This window comes from Paenibacillus sp. FSL R5-0749, assembly GCF_038595085.1.
Taxonomy (GTDB): Bacteria; Bacillota; Bacilli; order Paenibacillales; family Paenibacillaceae; genus Paenibacillus.
Genome location: NZ_CP152005.1, coordinates 969,081 through 985,975, shown reverse-complemented (window position 1 = coordinate 985,975; position 16,895 = coordinate 969,081). Strand labels below are relative to the sequence as shown.

Below are 16,895 nucleotides of genomic sequence, written 5' to 3'. Positions count from 1 at the left end.
GTTTTCAAAGATCAAACTTGTTTCGTTACCGAATGTCGTTCTCTTCAGCAACTCTTATATAATATCATGTCCGAACCAACTTTGCAAGCTCTTTTTTTAAGTTTCTTTCGAAGCTCATTTCATTCGCTTGCCGCACCGTGTTTCTCGTGTTTTCTTGGCCGGACTAATAATATATCACGCCAGATCATCAATTGCAACACTTTATTAAAAATACTTATTTAGTTGCAGCCCTTCTTGGCTCATCACCTTTCTCTTCATTAATAAAATATGTATAGACACATATTTATGAGTATAAGATTCATTTCTACTTCAAACATAATATTAGCCCTCATTTATAATAGACTGTAAGCAGCCATAACAATGAGGGCTAATATACTCACTTTTGAACGATATCCTTTAATCCTTTCAAAAACCGACTGGAAGCATAACAGATCTGACCGTTCACCATCTGAATCTCCCTCGTGGCAAAATCAATTTCTGAAATATTATCTTTATTCACTACATACGAGTTATGACAACGATAAAACCTGCTGTCCATCTCAAGTAAAGCTTTCAATTTTCCATAGAACTCAACTTGACGATTTTTAGCATGAAGAATCACTTTATGTAATTGCGGAGAGGTTTCAAAAAATAAAATATCGTTGTATTCAATACTGATGACTTTATCTCCAGACTTTGTTTGAAAAATTTTACGACTGTTTTGTTTATTTTGAACATATCGCTGATTTGCCGTATTAATACATTCGATAACCCGTTTTTGTATATCAGTGAAATTATCTTTTGTAATATAGTCCATTGCTTCTACTTTATAAGTAAATGTTAGATAGGTCAGCTCTGAATGTGTCGTCACAAATACTATGGCTCCCTGAGTATCATATTGACGAATTTCCGCTCCGAGTGCAATTCCACTCTTCTCTTCCTGAATGTCTACATCCAAAAAATATAGACCTGTTGTATTATTTTGCTGGAGATATTCAATAATATCATTAGAATGTGCAGTAGAGACAACAACCTTCATATCTAAGTTCTCTATCATAATATAGTCCGTTACATATTTGGTTAAACGTTTGCGTTGTTCTTCATCATCTTCACAAATAAAAATCTCCAACATGCCCTTCCCCCCACTTAAACTGAGTTATCCTAATATCACACTGCTCGCAGATCTATTGGCATCACTATTGAACGAGGGCTCGAGCACTTCTAATATTTGAATAAATGTCTTTTCTTTGCGCTCCGTATCCAGAGCAACGCCCTTGCACTGTGAAACCATCTCTTTTAAGTTGCTAAGACCAAGTCCACGATTGTTGCCTTTGGTTGAGAAGCCCTTTTCAAAAAGTTTATATAATGCAGGAGTTTCCTCTCTACAACTGTTCATAACCACAATTAATATGCCTTTTTCGTTACGAATCAGTGCTAAATTCACAATCGGTTCGTCACAATGAATCGCTTCTTCGATAGCATTATCTAGCAAAATCCCTACACATCGGCATAATTGAATGGAATCCATATTGATGTGCTCAATAGGCTCAATCACCTCAATTACCGCATCAATGTTCAACTCTTGTGCTTTAATCATCTTGGCAGAAATGACACCTTTTAATTCCTGTACTTTCAGATTATGTAATTGCCCTAACTTGTATGTATTAGACTGCATTCCTTGGCTGATTGGCATAATCTTTTTTTCAAAGTAAATTTGTAACTGTTCCATATCTTTATTTCGAATAAATTCAGACATACTCAGAAGAATATTAATATAATCATGTCGGAATTTCTGCATGTCAGTATATAAGTGTTCCAAATTTTCCGTGTACTCTGTTAATTGTTCATACTGTTCCTGTCGATTCTGAAGTGCCGACTCTTTCATAACTGTTCGAGTTAATGCAACGAAAACTCCAATTAACAATGCAAAATAGAATATAAAAAGAATACTATTCGCTTGAATGTTCTCATCGGAAAAACCTTGTCGTTGTCCTATCCATATGTTTATATAAAAAATCACAACAGTAAAAATGGATAAAATCGATAGATATAAACCATATTTTTTCAAAAACATATCTCGGCTATTTAACTTTGTAAAAAGTCCCCTAACTATTGCACTCATTAGAAATGTTAAAACCATAGTTCCCGTCACAGAAAGTAACATATGGAAACCATTATTTTGAATAGATGCATTAGAACCACCGATAATCCTGATATTTATTACACCACATATGTAATCGCTTATGACCATAAAAATAAGCGTAATCGTAGGAATTAGAATGCTAAGAATAAACTTTCTCAATTTGTAATACACGCTTAACATTAGAAACAATAAAACTATAAAACTAGCTGCTGATCCCATAACTAAAAAAAAGAAATATCCTAGAATGCTTGAAACAATGGCCATAAAAGCAACATACTTCGGACTAAATTGATTCTTCAACATAATAGGAATAGACAAACTAAAGGTTACCATTTGAATTATAGAACCAATAATCAGCAACATTATCGATAACCTTCTCTCTATGTGATAAAGATTGAGCGATTCTTGCCTGTAATAAATTCTGAATCATTAACAAAAATTAGCAGGAGTTCATAATCATGATTATATGAAATAATGTAAAATTTATCAACAAAATAGTCTATCTTACTGTTTCACCAGTCCATAGCTGGGTACAAAGTAAGATAGACTATTAGGATAAATCAGGTAATATTTAACTACTCCTTATTACTCAACAACAATTCGCTCGGGATTTTAGACTCATAATTAAAAAGTGAACAGCTCGTTTCCATCGCTATCTCTCCACTTTTAATCGCCATTACCTCCATTGATTTCGCTACATTATTCTTAAATCCGTCCAACAGCATCTGTTTCATATTTTTCATAATTTCTAACACTCCTCTTAAGTATTTTGTATGTTACGGGAAGAATTGAAATGATCTGTAACAACATGCCTGTCATCATTAATGTTTTCACCGTATGACTTGGACATAAAAGTGCAATTAAAGTGAGAATTACTGCCGTTCGTACAGAAGCCATTCTCAGTTTCTTTCTTCTCTTCGCTCCAAGAAGTGGGAATTTGTCAGTATCTGCTGGCGCATATCGATACAAAAGCACTGCAGAGATCAATCCAGTAATTAAAACCATATCGTTGCCAATCATTATGTATGAGCATATGTAAGGTAAACCAACGAATAACATGACGCTGATCATGCTGCATCTGAAGCTTGTACTGGCATGCAATCCAAATGATATTCGACGGACAGCATAATATGTAGCATGTACAATTAACGTTTCCAGAAGCAGATTGAATAAGAGAGCCAGACCATAGACCAAAACACTTTTCATGGTATTAATCAATAACGTTTCAATACCAAGCTTCATCTTTAAGTATCGAATGTGTTCTCCATCACGCTCCTTGTTAATCCATAGTGCAATCTTACTAGCCAATGATTCCGTTAAGCTGGTATGTACTGCGGGTTGTTCTTGTATGTTGATCACCTCTCTGGTACTAATTATAGGGGAGTAAAGACCTATACATCCGTTCCCTTCCTACTATTGATTCTTTCCGTCACAAACGTACATGATCTGCCTTTACCTATGTCATAAGCGCTTCATAATGTCACGTAACTGCATGAAAAGACAAAACCACCACGATTTCGTAGTCTGTACGACTACTAACCGTGGTGGTTTTTCTATTTCTTGATTCAGGAAGCAATGAGTAATCTCAGTACCTCCCTTATATCAACTTTTTGCGGTACAACCAAACTACATATTTCTTTATCATCTTTCATAAAGCTATAACCTGTAAGGAACGGAAATCGTTTGAATTGTATACGAAACACTTCTTGTCCATGTATTAATTCTGAAACAACTTCACTTATCTCATAGATTGAATAATCAGCTAGAAGTCCCATTTTCAACGCTTTCCCCAGTGCCTCTTTACAACTGAAGAATATATAGGCAAATTGTAAAGCTGGGTAAAGATGTTCTATAAGTTTTTTCTCGGCCTCACTAAGCATCTCTGCAATCGGGATATCTGAACGTATGGTCTCTATATCAACTCCGACTACGTTATCCTTGCTGTATAGTACAGAAAGAGCATACGTCTTAGAGTGACTTAATCCCACTTCGAACAGATTGTCATGAATCAGCGGAAAACGCAGGCTCCCATATTCAACAGAGATATTACTCATCTCCCCATGATATGAGGGAAATTGATCCTTCAGATTTTTTTTAATAGCATATCGCCCGACCAGAAACTCTTTCCTTCGGCCTTCATTGGTTATGTTATCGTATATTTCATGCTCATAAGGACTCAAGATGTCGTCAGCCTCAATCTCTTGCTCACTAATAGCAATCAGATTTGGAGTAATCATACGCATTCACCTCAATGTGCCAGCATTCTTGATTTGAAATGCAACATATAGAGCACTAGCAAATCAATGATAAAACCTGCATTTACCAACATTATAAATCCAAGATAAATACTCTGGCCGATAGAATCAATTGGGAATTTAACAAGAATAACTGCTGAGATCAAGAGACTCACGGCTGCACACCAAGGTACTACTTTTGAAGATCTGTAATGAACTTTACGATAGAGCCCCATAGCAATCATCAATATACCGGGAAGAAGCAGTGAATCCTGTATATTGAAAAAGTTAACATCACCATTTCCAAACGTATACACGGGGAGTTTTATACACAACAGAATACCTGTAATAATTAATAGATTGTCTATCCATTTACGATGTTTTCCAAGCATGATGGCAAACCAGGCTGTAAAAATATTCAGGTAGGATAAGGTAATAACGAATAATGAGAACACAATTCCCCCAATGAACCAATACGTTTCCGACGGAAGAAACTGATCCTTTCCTACATAATGGAGAAAAAGAGCAATGTAGATACCCACTACAATCAGTTTTAATCCCCAGTACCACTTCATGCTTCCCGTAAATGTTTTCCTAAATGAAGGGTCTTGACCTGCATGATGCAGTTCATACTTTCGGAGCAGAAAATCATAAATTGTACGCTGCATCATATTCTTCTCCTAACATTTTGGTAATCTCATTGACTGTCGGATTCTCAATAATATCAAAGAAACTGAGATCACTGTGGAACGAATGATTAATCTCTCTTGCAATCTCCCAGATCGTAATTGAATCGATAGCGAACTCAAACAAATTGGTCTGTTCAGTGATGTCCGCATTCAAATACCGCTGTAAAATTCGAATAAGTCTTTTCGTTTTGGTAATAAAATAATGCTCATACAACGTTTTAGTATCGGTCTTCCCGTTCCCTGTCAAAGGCAATTCGCTAACATAAGCTATTTTGGACGGGATCATGTAAATAGGAAGCAATCGTTTTAGTTGGCTTGCTATATTTTCTTGGCGTGTTGTAACAGCAAGGTAGATTTTTTTATCCTGTACAAAAGCATGACAGTTGGAGATACCCAACGACTTTACAGTAGATTCGATTTCCTGAAGATCAATGCGGTAACCATTAATTTTAACCTGGGTATCTTTTCTTCCCATATAGATTATTCGGCCGTTTGCATTCACTCGTACAAGGTCACCCGTCTTATACACAGGTAGGCCATTCCAGCTAATAAAAGATTCCTTCGTCTTCTCGGGGTTACCAAGGTATCCTAAGGCTACTCCCTCTCCCGCTGCGTAAAGTTCCCCTTCATTACTCATCTCGCCTTGCTCATTAACGATATATACTTCCGTTCCGAAAATTGGCGTTCCTATTGCAATCTCGTCCACAGAACCTTCCATTACATCTAGTGTAGTGAAAACAGTGTTCTCCGTAGGTCCGTATCCGTTAATAACTTTCGTAAATGGCAGGACCTTCTCCACATGTGACAAGCTTAGCTGCTCCCCGCCCACAATAACATGACTTAATTTCTTGAACATTTCAGGTTTTTTATCCACCCAAAAATTAAACAAGGAACTCGTTATCCACATGATATCTATTTCTTGTTGAATTCGTTTTTCAACCAGATAAATGTTCAGAACCTCTGTTTTGGAAAGTAGCGCAATGGTCATGCCACTAAGCAATCCCCCCCAGATCTCAATAATTGAAGCATCAAATTCCAGAGGACTGATATGAGAGATGGTCTTAGCTGCGTCCCATCCCAAACGATCTTCATGCAATAATCGCACCACTCCACGATCAGGAATTCCCACTGCTTTGGGAAGGGATGTTGTTCCCGATGTGAAAATGACATAACACATTTGATCCTCTGTTCTCGTTACACCTGACCACTCTTCCATCCTTTGATGATCTACCTCAAAAACAGATTCGATGGTTATCTTAATGCCCAGTGTTTGTCTCATATACTCCTTACGAGTCTCTGGATAGTCTTTATTAATAACCGTATATGCTGCACCATGTTTTAATATGGCGATCATTGCAGCAATAGCTTCTATGCTTCTCTCCAGTTCAATAGCAACAATATCATTAACGGATACCCCTTTTTCTTCTAGCCAGTCATAGTACTGGTTCGACAATGCATTCAATTCTCCATAAGTAACCGTACGATTCGTTTCGGAAATGGCAATCTTGTTCTTATACATCTCCACGCTTTGCTGAAGCATTCCAAGTAAACTCATATTCTAACCCCTCCTCAGATAATGGTCTTATTTGAATTAGTAATAAAATCAATAACATGCAGACTGACTTGATTCTGGTGGTCATATAAGAAGAAATGTCCAGAAGGGTAGAAATGATACTGTACATCATTCTCGGAAAGGTCTGTCCAATAATCTTCATCGGCGACAGACAGATCCTGCTGACCTAGAAAAACAGCAATTTGAACTTTTTCATCAAATGTATAGCTCTGATAGTTGTTGACGACATTGTACGTATTCACTGCATTAATGTCATGGCGAAGCGCTGGCAGAAACAGCTTACGCATCTGTGCAGAATCAAACTGCCTTTCTTTAATCAATCCGTAATGTTTGCAGCGTAGAAGAAGTTCCTCATCTCCTGATAAATCCTCATTTCGAATATCTATTCGATGAGGCGGAGTAGCGGCCATAAAAATCAGTTTGACTATGTTGTAGCCTTCCCTGATTAGCATTTGTGCAACTTCATAGGCAACAATTGAACCCATACTGTATCCAAGCAACATGATTTCTTCTTCTTTATTCATTGTTGCTGTAATTCTCATGTATAGATCGGCCGCATTCTCTTGAATGGACTGATACGCTGTCTCAGAAAACCGTCTCCCATGCCCAGCATATTCCACAGACATGATCTGCATATGGGGATACTTGTTTTTGATTTGATTTTGTAGTTCAACAAATACATTTACATGAGCTCCAGCATAAGGAAAACATATCAGTTGCATGTCTATTTCCTCCTCTATCCTTCATCAGGATTCATATGAATGACTAAGTTATACACGTTACCATGCATTGAATACATGGGCATTGTAATCCAATGATAATCATTCACTTGATTCGTCCATTGATCCGGTTCTATCTTGCCTATATAGGAGTTTGGCTGAGTAACAACTCTACCCTGTAGCTCTTTGTTATTTTTCTTCGATTCCAGCAAACGACATAATCCTATTAGTCCATAGTATCCAATCATGTATTGAGCATGCTGTTTGAGATATCCTCCCTTTAAACCAGGGAATACCTTCTGTACATTTTTCAAACAGGAAAACTCAGCAGTATCATCGATCTCATTAGCTCTTCCATACAGGTCCATAAATATCTCATCTGTAGGAAGTACCCCGGCATCTGCCAGAGATTGAAGCACCAGTTTTTTAACTGCATTGCGATTAATTACAGGACTTCCCATAGTGCCTGCGGTGATATCTTTAATCTCAGCAAGAATGTGATCTCCATCTGCAAGGGCTTGCTGCCTTTCTTTAATTAGAAAGGCAACGCCTCCTTCTGAAAAATAGTGCCCCGAAGCACCTTGTTCGAATGGTTGAGTGAATCGATCAGAACCAAACCCAAAGTTGGATAACTCATGGGGGAATGGCATCGTACTAGCGCAAGAACCACCGACCAAGGCTGTGTTAAACTTCCCCTTTTTAACGGCGTTATACCCGCTATATAAAGCCCCTATACCTGAAGTTGATGCTTCGCTTACCATCTGAATTGCTGGCGGCCTGGATAAACGTAGCATTTTCAGATATGCCAACGGATCAAGTAACTCTATAGCCTTCATGAAATCAACACCCTGCATTCCCAAATAGGCCGATTTGGATATCAAGTCTGTTTGTGCACTTCCGTTGGATACCAACACATCGTGCTTCGTTGTCACGACATTCTGATTGATGAGCGACTGAAACAACGATAGTGTGATTCTTTCACTGGAGAGCAAATATGTTGTTTTTTCCTCATCTATGCCTTCTAAAGCAAATCTTTCTTCAATGGATGGATAGAAAATCCCATCGAATGAGCTAGCTCCGTGGAAATCTTGACTAAAGCGCTCGCTCAACTGCTCTATTCTATTTTCCCAGAGCTTGTCCTTGCTATGGAGAAGCTGCTTCGCTTGCGAATCATCCTTCGCCGGCATATCCCAACGGTAGTCTACTATGACGACACGAGAACTGGATTTACTCATGCTGCAGCCTCTTCCATCAGCTCTTTCACATATTCACTTAACTGCACAATCGTCGGGTAGATAAATACATCAGCAACCTCTATATCAATGTTAAACTGCTCTGCAATAGGCCCGTAAATACCAAATGCTTTGAGAGAATCTCCACCCAGATCGGTAAAGCTCTTATGCACATCAATCTCATTAAGATCAAGCACCGAAGCAAATACGACGGTAACAAACTTCTCAATATCATCCTGACGATCCGTCCCAGTTACAGTTAAAGAACCATAATCCTTGATCTGATAAGGACGAGCCTCCTCCTCTTCCCCTTCCACATTATTTCGAGATTTCCCATCACTGTAACCGCTTGGTAACTGGATATATGCGCCTAAATATTCTTCGACCTTGGATGTGTTAAATTCACCTGCAATAAAACCGGAGTCTCCCGCATGAAGCGAAAGTTTAATATATTCTCTGCCCTCCATGTTAGTAACAGATTTCATTAAGAGATGTTCATCCGCGGCATCCAGATCTCCGAAATTAAGGGCCATTCCCGTTTCTTTCCATCCCGGCCACTGTATTGCTGTTATTAACGAATCAGATAGTGCCGTCCCTTCCAAAAATGCATTAGCCACGGTATAAGAGAACTGGCCGGCAGAACCTGTAATTGTAGTCATTGAAGAACTGGTAACAAAGAATTGTAACTTGTCTACGTCGACATACTTTTGAAGCAAAAGTGTACCCGTAACCTTTGGTGCTATAATATTTTTGAATTCATCCTCCGTTTTGGAGAACAACATGCCTTCCTCTGGAACTCCCGCCAAATGAATAATTCCAGCTATATTATATTTCGCTTGAATTCTAGTTATAGTTGTCTGTACTTCAGACTCATGTGAAATATCGCAAGGGTAGAACTCCAGGTCAGCCCCTTTAGATATCAGCTTATTCAATTTATTTAGTTTGCTGTCTTCATATGGTGTGCGTTCTTGTTTGGAAGCGAGGGCTGCTTGGATATCCGTACGTCCCAATACCGCTATGTGTACTTCGGCATTCACATCGAGTAGCTGCTCAATATATTCAAGCCCGATACCCCCGTAACCCCCTGTGACAATAACGCAGTCATCCTTCAACAAGTCTACAGATCTCTGCTTCAAATCTTTATTTTCGATGAGAGATTCTTCGTATATGATTCCATCATTAACAATGACTTTTTTACCGTCCAGTTCACTGCGAGCAGCGACCTTTAACAACTCGGTAATATTAAACTCGGAGATCTGAATCATTTGTGTGGTGAAACCCGTATTCTCCAAACCCACAATCCGACCTGAACTCAGCATTGCATATTGAAGCGGGTTAACTTGAAGCTCGTCTTTCCCCAAAGCAAGACCCTGATCAGCTGCAAAAATTAATTTACCGCCTCTCTTGAGGAACTTGTTAGCTGTCTTGGAGAATAGGAAGTACTTCATCATCTCATCTTCAATTTTCCCGGGATCAGATATGTCCAATCCAATCCACGGTGCATAAACTACCAGATCATATCTAACCCCTGTTGTTATCTGATCTAATTGTTCATAATTCACATGAGTTATTGTAGAAGATTCAGGCGTTGAAACCAGATCATTGCATATGAGCAACACTTGTTTGTCTCCCCAATGTTCTTCTTCTCCACCTGTAAACTCAACCGTTGAACGTCCCCACCCAATAGTATGAAGATACGGCTTAAATAACATATTAGCAAAAGACTTCATAACATATTTATCTACATAAGCAACTAGATCCCCCTGATCATTGTACACATGGATGTGCGCAGTGATTACATCATGATCACCGGTAATGTCATAAAGAAGTTCGGTGACGGAATACATCTTCTTGGTGAATCTTACTCCTGTATAGGTAAACCGACCATAAGACAAGGGAAGATATGTCTTCTGGCGAGCCTGAGCCCGTTCATATACCATAGCCCCCAGAATTCCATCCAACATGGAAGGATGCAGATGGTAGGCGTCAAGATCTTCAAGGAACTCCTCTTGCAGATCAAGTGAGAGAAGCAATTTGGAATCGGCCATATGAACCATCCGGAAGTCCTGAGCGATAAAGTTCCAACGTCCTTTGAAGAAGTTATTTTCCTCTTCTGTACTTCCCATCGTTGTAGGTTTCAATTGATTCTGTACCTCTGAGGACAAATCAAGCTTATGCTTCTCCATTACTTCCTGAGGTTTAAGTGTAAAGACCGCATGAGTCGTATACTGCTCCAGATCATCATTCTCGTACGAGAGAACCTCAATATCCAGTTGCTTAGCAGACAGTTTGTTAACATGAATCAGGAAACGTTTATCTGTTTTATCATCGAGCTGAATCAGATTTTTGAAATACAACTTTTCTAACGTGAACGCAGGTTCGTCAAAGTATAAGGAAGCTAACTCAGCAGCCAATTCGGTATAGGTGGTACCCGAGAACGTACGCTTACCTCCAATCCGATGATCATCCACGAACCAATCATCTGGGGATAAGTTGACTTGGTACACATCCGATTTGGCGGATCTGATCACTTGCTCTTGAATTAATGTCGCTTTCACTGGAAGACTTGGACCTGATTGAACAGGTGGACTATATCGTTTAACTGTAGCCCATAGAATATCAGATTTGAATTCGTAACCTGGTAATGTTACAGTTCTGGCCTTCTCATATGGATATTCGTCAAATGTCGTCTCGTACCCATCCAGTTTGAGTTGAATAAGCTCATTCAAGTCAAATTGTCTATAGTCTGTTTTCAATTGATAATGGATAAGTTTTTTCATATCCGTTGTTACTTCACGATCACTGGTCGTAAAGATTTCATCTGTTGGCACTTGGCCTTCCAGCAATGTTATCGCCGCTCTTACTTTTGTTATGAATTCTTCCATTGAATTAGCTTGGAAACCAACTCCTGTATTAAACCAGTTTCTTCTATGAATAAGGGTATATGAAATATCTTGTAATCTATATTCGCTCATGTATTCTTCATGCCGCACGTACTTGTACAACATCTTGATTAATTGATTAGTCGATTGTGCCGTGAAAACAAATGGAAAGGTCAGTTGATTATGATCTGATTCGCTTATAGCGTGCTCATATTCCTCAAGAATCACATGAGCATTGGTACCGCTGAATCCAAAGGAACTGATTCCTCCTCGACGCGGGTACTTTCCTTTGATCCACTTCTCAGCCTGAGTAGGAATGTAGAATGGACTATCCACAAACTTGATATATTCATTCGGAGCTTCAAAAGAATGGTTGGGGAAGATTTCCTGATTACGAAGAGCCAGCGACATCTTAATCAATCCGCCTACCCCTGCTGCTCCTACGGTATGACCAATATTTTCTTTCAAACTTGTTAATGCACAAAAGCCGCGTTTGTTCACATATTTTTTATATGCATCCGTTAGCCCTCGAACTTCAATCGGATCGCCAAGTTTCGTGCCCGTTCCGTGTGCATCAATGTAATCCACCGTTTCAGGTGAGATATGGCTGCTTGTATAGGCATCCAGTAGAAGATCCTTTTGAGCATGTGGATTAGGGGCGGTCAAACCGTTAGATTTGCCATCACTATTAATCATGCTGCCACGGATAATAGAATAAATGTTATCATTGTCTGCTATCGCATCTTTCAACCTTTTCAGAATGACAATACCGACACCTTCGCCAAAGATCGTTCCTTGAGATTCGGCATCAAATACTTTCAGGAAGGAACGCGGTGTCTCCACATTACTGTATTGATCGAGTACGCTACCTTGACGTGGGAATAGTCCAAGAGCAATACCGCCAACAATTGCTGTATCAATCTCTTTATCCCGAAGTGTTTTCAATGCTATATGTGCAGCGACCAACGAGGAAGAACAAGCTGTATCAACGACAAACGAACCTCCGGACAAGTTATATATATAATTGAGACGACTTGCCAGTATGCCTTCCCAGTTTCCTGAGTTTATATGATTGGAGTCCTCTTCAATCTCGGAACGATAACTTGCTGTAATGGATTTGTCTTTGCCTACATAGATAGCTGTTTTGCTATCCTTAACATCGGATAGGCGAATACCTGCATCCTCCAAAGCAAGATAGGAGTGCTTCATAACCAAACGATGCGTGGGATCAATATATCTGGCTTCGTCCTGACTGATACCGAAAAATTCATAATCAAAGGAATCAATATCATCGAGATAAGATCCCTTTTCTTTACACAATCTCTCCAGGAATTCCTCTGGTGTGATCTTTAAATGTTTGGCTCCGTTGTGCAGATAAGTGTGATCTTCGGGAATATAAGCAATTCGACCTTTAGGAAATTCCTTAAACCCCTGCTTTCCATTTTTAACCGTTTGGTAAAACTCAAATGTATCTTTGATATCACTGTATTCGCATGACATGCCTACTATCGCAATATCATCTGGAATAATCTCTTCTAATAAGTCTTTGCCTACTGCTGAATCAAGTTGGCCCTTTTGAATCTGACCGAAGATATACTCACTCGCCTTCATGTTCAATCGCCTCTTTCATGATTATTATTTATTGAGAAATGCCAGCATCTCTGCTGCATCATAATGACCATCACTTTGTTCTGTCACTGCCTCCTGGTTGTCCAGCTGATTGATAAGATCAACCTGACCCTGTATCGTTGCAATAGAGAACAATGTTGTTACATCGAATTGTCCAGGAAACGCTAGATTCAATTCATCACATAAATGTACGATTGTAATAGAGTCCCCTCCTTGTTCAAAGAAACTAACATTATGGTCGTAATCATCTTCACCAAGAGTTCTCCCCCATGCAGCAACGATATGATCTTTAACACGATCAGAACCCGTGTATACCTTCTCAGTTTGTTTCTTCCTGTGCATTTTTGTAACAGGACTGAAGAGAGAAGAATATTCATCTGCTGTACGTTTTAGCTTAAAGAGAGCAGCCGACTTGGCATTCGATTGAATGAACCGATTTAATAATGGAATGCCCTCTGCACTGGTTAATTTCTCGAAATAATAATCTTCCATTCCTGCTGACATACCTACATCCTGCCAACCCGTTAGATTGAGAACTCTTACATTCGTATTCGTTAAGGGCAAGCCCGATTGATATGCATTAGCCATGGAATACTCCGCTTGTCCCATCGCCCCAATTACACCCGCTAGTGAGGAAAAATGAATGATCTCTTGCACTTCTGAGAAATACATTCCCAACAGATGTGAACCTTCTATTTTACTTTTTGTTTTCGCACAAAACTCATTCCTGGACTTGTTAACAAACAATCCCTGAGCCGGCTCACCTGCAAAGTTCAAAATATAATCAAGTTTGCCATGATACTGAGCAGCAAAAGAAGAAACTTCATCCTCATTAGATATATCCAACTTGAGATAACTCACATTATCTCTTGATGGCAGACCATCCCACACGGACCTTCTTCCCGCAGCTATGATATGGATGTCAGCATATCGATCAGCCAAATCTCTTGTGTATGCCTCACCAATTCCAGAACTGGCCCCAACGATCAGTACAGTCTTACCTTCGGAGAATTTGTCCCGGGATGATTCATCCACTTTCAAACTCTTCAAACGCAGGATATAGAACTTACCTTCCCGGTGAATAATATGTTGCTCCGACCCATAGTCAACTCGCTCCACATCCGTTGAATATGTATGATCTGTATCCACAACAATAACTTCACTATTCACTTCCAGTCTTAAGGCATAGGCACCCATGGCTATGGAACGATTTAACGCATTCATTTTGGGATACTCACTCTTCTTATCTGTGTATCCTAAAACTCCTGAATTCACGTAATAGAACTTTTTCATATGCAGGATTTTATTTAAACTGATTAGCACTTTTCCAAGGGTATACGTCTCATCCGCAACACGATCTATCTCTGTATAATTCCGGTCCCACAGGTATACGTGCTTTAACATATCTTTCTCTTGAAGCCCTATCGCCTTCTCGTTGATTTCTGTTAGTTCCGTAAAATAGACTATTGGACTATCAAGTTGAAGTTGGGAACGCAAGGATTCATGTACAAAATGGATCGCTTCGGATGGACTGTACGAATGTTGTGTAAACGTTGCAGGTATAATCTCTTCTTGCTTAAAATATGAACTCGATTCTTCCTTGTTAAGAGCATTTTTCACTTTATAATGATCAGCAGATAGAATAAGATTCCACTGTCCATCGAACAAATTAACATTAAGTGATAGGATGATGTTTCCTCGTTCATCCATGGTGCGATCTACTAATTCTATTTCCGAATAGAATTCTTCTCCTACAAGTTCAAACTGCTCAAAACGGATATCGCTCCAATACCATGGAAACACAATCTGTTCCGGTTCAGCCATTCGGTTTAGAGCATTGAAGGCAGGATCGAGAATGGAGGGATAAAAGCTATACATTGAGAATTCCACTTTGTACTCTGAAGGAGGTCTCAGCTTAACTACAGCTCTTGTATGTTCTTGATTAGTCCATAAACGATCTACTACATCCCATCTTCGGGATACAGCAATATCTTCTACTCCTTCGCCCCCAACTTGGCTTGTTACAGCGACTTCCATAAGTTCTCCTGCTTCTATTCTCTGATCCAGCTCTGTAGCCGTTCTTCTTACCGGTTTGTGCAATGAAGATTTATCATGTAACTCAAACTGTAGCCAAGTCTTCAACACACCAGCAGTCGTATATGTTACAACCACCTTTAAGGTTTTCTTATCCAGTTTGAGTAGAATCGTCAGAGGGCCATCTTGAACCGCCATCTGATTCATAATGTGAAGACCATTAATGTCATAGTGCTCAAGAGTGTACGGTGTACAACCTAACCCCTGGGCTATCATTTCAAAAATACTTGTACCCACAAGCAGATGTTTTCCATTGAACTGATGTTCACGAATCTCCCATTGTCTTTTACTGTGTAAAGGAAACTGCACGATAAGCCACTCATCCGTTTCCAAGCGCTGAAGATCATCTTGTACTGTGAATGAATTTTCATCCAATGGGAACCAGTAACTCTTTAAATTCAATGGCAATTCCTTAACTTTGGATGGCACCGAACAGCTATATTGTTGAAGAATAACGTGAGCATTTGTACCCGTCATGCCGAAGGAACTAATACCTGCAAGCGCATGTTCTTCCAGCGGAACAGACTGATCCGGAATATAGAAAGCTGATGTTTCAAAATCAATCTCCTCATTGGGAATCTGAAAATCCGGATGAGGTAACACAACGCGGTTACGTAAAGATAAGGCCGACTTAATCAATGAGAACAATCCTGATGTTACATCCAGATGTCCGAAATTGGACTTACATGCTGTCAGAGCAATTTTCTGTTTTGTTTTAACACGTTCTGAAAAGTAATTACTCAGGCTCTCAAATTCGATCGTGTCTCCGATAGCCGTCCCCGTACCGTGTGCTTCAATAAATGCCAGCTGCTGCATCTCATCCTGAAGGGGAGCCCATGCCTGTTCTATCAGTCGTTCTTGCGCATCCGGGTTAGGCGAAGACATATTCATCGTTTGACCATCGTTATTCATGGCGTAGCTGCGGATCAGACCATAGATAAAGTTACCATCCCGTTCTGCATCCTCCTTCCGTTTGAGAATTACAGAACCTACGCCCTCTCCAATGGATGTACCTGTGCTTCGATCATCAAAGGTACGCGTCCTAGCATCTGTTGCCAAAATGTCTACCAATTTATCGGACTTGTACCCCGGCTTAACATAAAGATTAGAACTAACGACTATAGCCTGATCAATAATCCCTTGTCTAAGATCATTTGACGCTTGAATAATAGATACCAGTGATGATGAACAGGCCGTATCCGTCATTATGGAAGCACCACGCAAGTCATAGATATATTGGATGCGACTTGATATGGTCGAGTTTAGCATCCCAAGCAGATCCGGTTTCAACTTACGCTGCTGCAACAATAATTGATATTGATATTGCTGTGTGGAGTTCACACTTGCATATACACTGGTTTGTGTACCGCGGATCTGCTCAAGACAACCCGCATCATTCAGTGCCCGGGTGGCTGATAACAGGGTCAATCTCTGGTTAGGATCCATAAAATCAGCACTTTTTTGTGCGATGTTGAAATATTTATGATCAAATTGATCGATATGTTCAAGATATGAACCTGGCATGAATATGTCCTCAACCAGTTCACCAATCTGTGCATGCCTGTTAGTCGGAAATTTCCCCACAGAAATTCGCTTGTCACGTATTTTATTCCATGCATCATTCATATTCCCACACCCTGGAAGCGTAAGGTCCATACCGATAATGGCAATATCTCCTATACTCAATCCTTTTCCTCCTCTCCTTGATCAGCTTCCAGGGA

At 39.6% G+C, this 16,895-nt stretch carries 11 protein-coding genes; all 11 read right to left on the bottom strand.

Features of this window, described 5'->3' with window-relative positions; translation table 11 throughout:
- Positions 1–376: 376 nt before the first annotated feature.
- Positions 377–1,111, bottom strand: a complete 735-nt coding sequence (locus tag MKY85_RS04425) for a LytTR family DNA-binding domain-containing protein (protein WP_339239689.1) — start codon at positions 1,109–1,111, stop codon at positions 377–379.
- A gap of 24 nt (positions 1,112–1,135) precedes the next feature.
- A complete protein-coding gene (locus tag MKY85_RS04420; protein ID WP_342571903.1) occupies positions 1,136–2,485 on the bottom strand; it encodes a GHKL domain-containing protein in 1,350 nt (449 codons plus the stop codon).
- A 212-nt stretch (positions 2,486–2,697) separates the two neighbouring features.
- A complete protein-coding gene (locus MKY85_RS04415) occupies positions 2,698–2,847 on the bottom strand; it encodes a cyclic lactone autoinducer peptide (RefSeq protein WP_339261306.1) in 150 nt (49 codons plus the stop codon).
- Positions 2,828–3,481, bottom strand: a complete 654-nt coding sequence (locus MKY85_RS04410; RefSeq protein WP_342571902.1) for an accessory gene regulator B family protein — start codon at positions 3,479–3,481, stop codon at positions 2,828–2,830. The genes MKY85_RS04415 and MKY85_RS04410 overlap by 20 nt, the downstream gene beginning before the upstream one ends.
- Positions 3,482–3,687: 206 nt before the next feature.
- Positions 3,688–4,359 (bottom strand): 4'-phosphopantetheinyl transferase superfamily protein, encoded by a 672-nt coding sequence (locus tag MKY85_RS04405; RefSeq protein ID WP_342571901.1) that lies wholly within the window; start codon positions 4,357–4,359, stop codon positions 3,688–3,690.
- 11 nt (positions 4,360–4,370) lie between these two features.
- Entirely contained in the window at positions 4,371–5,027 is a 657-nt protein-coding gene (locus tag MKY85_RS04400; protein ID WP_339239679.1) for a hypothetical protein, read from the bottom strand.
- Complete coding sequence (locus MKY85_RS04395; RefSeq protein WP_342571900.1) at positions 5,005–6,600, bottom strand: non-ribosomal peptide synthetase; 1,596 nt, start codon at positions 6,598–6,600, stop codon at positions 5,005–5,007. Before MKY85_RS04395 ends, MKY85_RS04400 begins: the two co-directional genes overlap by 23 nt.
- A gap of 14 nt (positions 6,601–6,614) precedes the next feature.
- Positions 6,615–7,340: a thioesterase domain-containing protein gene (locus MKY85_RS04390; protein WP_342571899.1), complete on the bottom strand. Its 726-nt coding sequence runs from the start codon at positions 7,338–7,340 to the stop codon at positions 6,615–6,617.
- A 14-nt stretch (positions 7,341–7,354) separates the two neighbouring features.
- Complete coding sequence (locus tag MKY85_RS04385; protein ID WP_342571898.1) at positions 7,355–8,572, bottom strand: beta-ketoacyl synthase N-terminal-like domain-containing protein; 1,218 nt, start codon at positions 8,570–8,572, stop codon at positions 7,355–7,357.
- Positions 8,569–13,062 (bottom strand): SDR family NAD(P)-dependent oxidoreductase, encoded by a 4,494-nt coding sequence (locus tag MKY85_RS04380; RefSeq protein ID WP_342571897.1) that lies wholly within the window; start codon positions 13,060–13,062, stop codon positions 8,569–8,571. The genes MKY85_RS04385 and MKY85_RS04380 overlap by 4 nt, the downstream gene beginning before the upstream one ends.
- Positions 13,063–13,086: 24 nt before the next feature.
- Positions 13,087–16,860: an SDR family NAD(P)-dependent oxidoreductase gene (locus MKY85_RS04375; RefSeq protein ID WP_342571896.1), complete on the bottom strand. Its 3,774-nt coding sequence runs from the start codon at positions 16,858–16,860 to the stop codon at positions 13,087–13,089.
- Positions 16,861–16,895: the final 35 nt, after the last annotated feature.

Bases quoted from the DNA above. Each gene is read 5' to 3' on its own strand.
- MKY85_RS04425 (WP_339239689.1), bottom strand. From the start codon at position 1,111: ATGTTGGAGATTTTTATTTGTGAAGATGATGAAGAACAACGCAAACGT.
- MKY85_RS04420 (WP_342571903.1), bottom strand. From the start codon at position 2,485: ATGTTGCTGATTATTGGTTCTATAATTCAAATGGTAACCTTTAGTTTG.
- MKY85_RS04415 (WP_339261306.1), bottom strand. From the start codon at position 2,847: ATGCTGTTGGACGGATTTAAGAATAATGTAGCGAAATCAATGGAGGTA.
- MKY85_RS04405 (WP_342571901.1), bottom strand. From the start codon at position 4,359: ATGATTACTCCAAATCTGATTGCTATTAGTGAGCAAGAGATTGAGGCT.
- MKY85_RS04400 (WP_339239679.1), bottom strand. From the start codon at position 5,027: ATGATGCAGCGTACAATTTATGATTTTCTGCTCCGAAAGTATGAACTG.
- MKY85_RS04395 (WP_342571900.1), bottom strand. From the start codon at position 6,600: ATGAGTTTACTTGGAATGCTTCAGCAAAGCGTGGAGATGTATAAGAAC.
- MKY85_RS04390 (WP_342571899.1), bottom strand. From the start codon at position 7,340: ATGCAACTGATATGTTTTCCTTATGCTGGAGCTCATGTAAATGTATTT.
- MKY85_RS04385 (WP_342571898.1), bottom strand. From the start codon at position 8,572: ATGAGTAAATCCAGTTCTCGTGTCGTCATAGTAGACTACCGTTGGGAT.
- MKY85_RS04380 (WP_342571897.1), bottom strand. From the start codon at position 13,062: ATGAAGGCGAGTGAGTATATCTTCGGTCAGATTCAAAAGGGCCAACTT.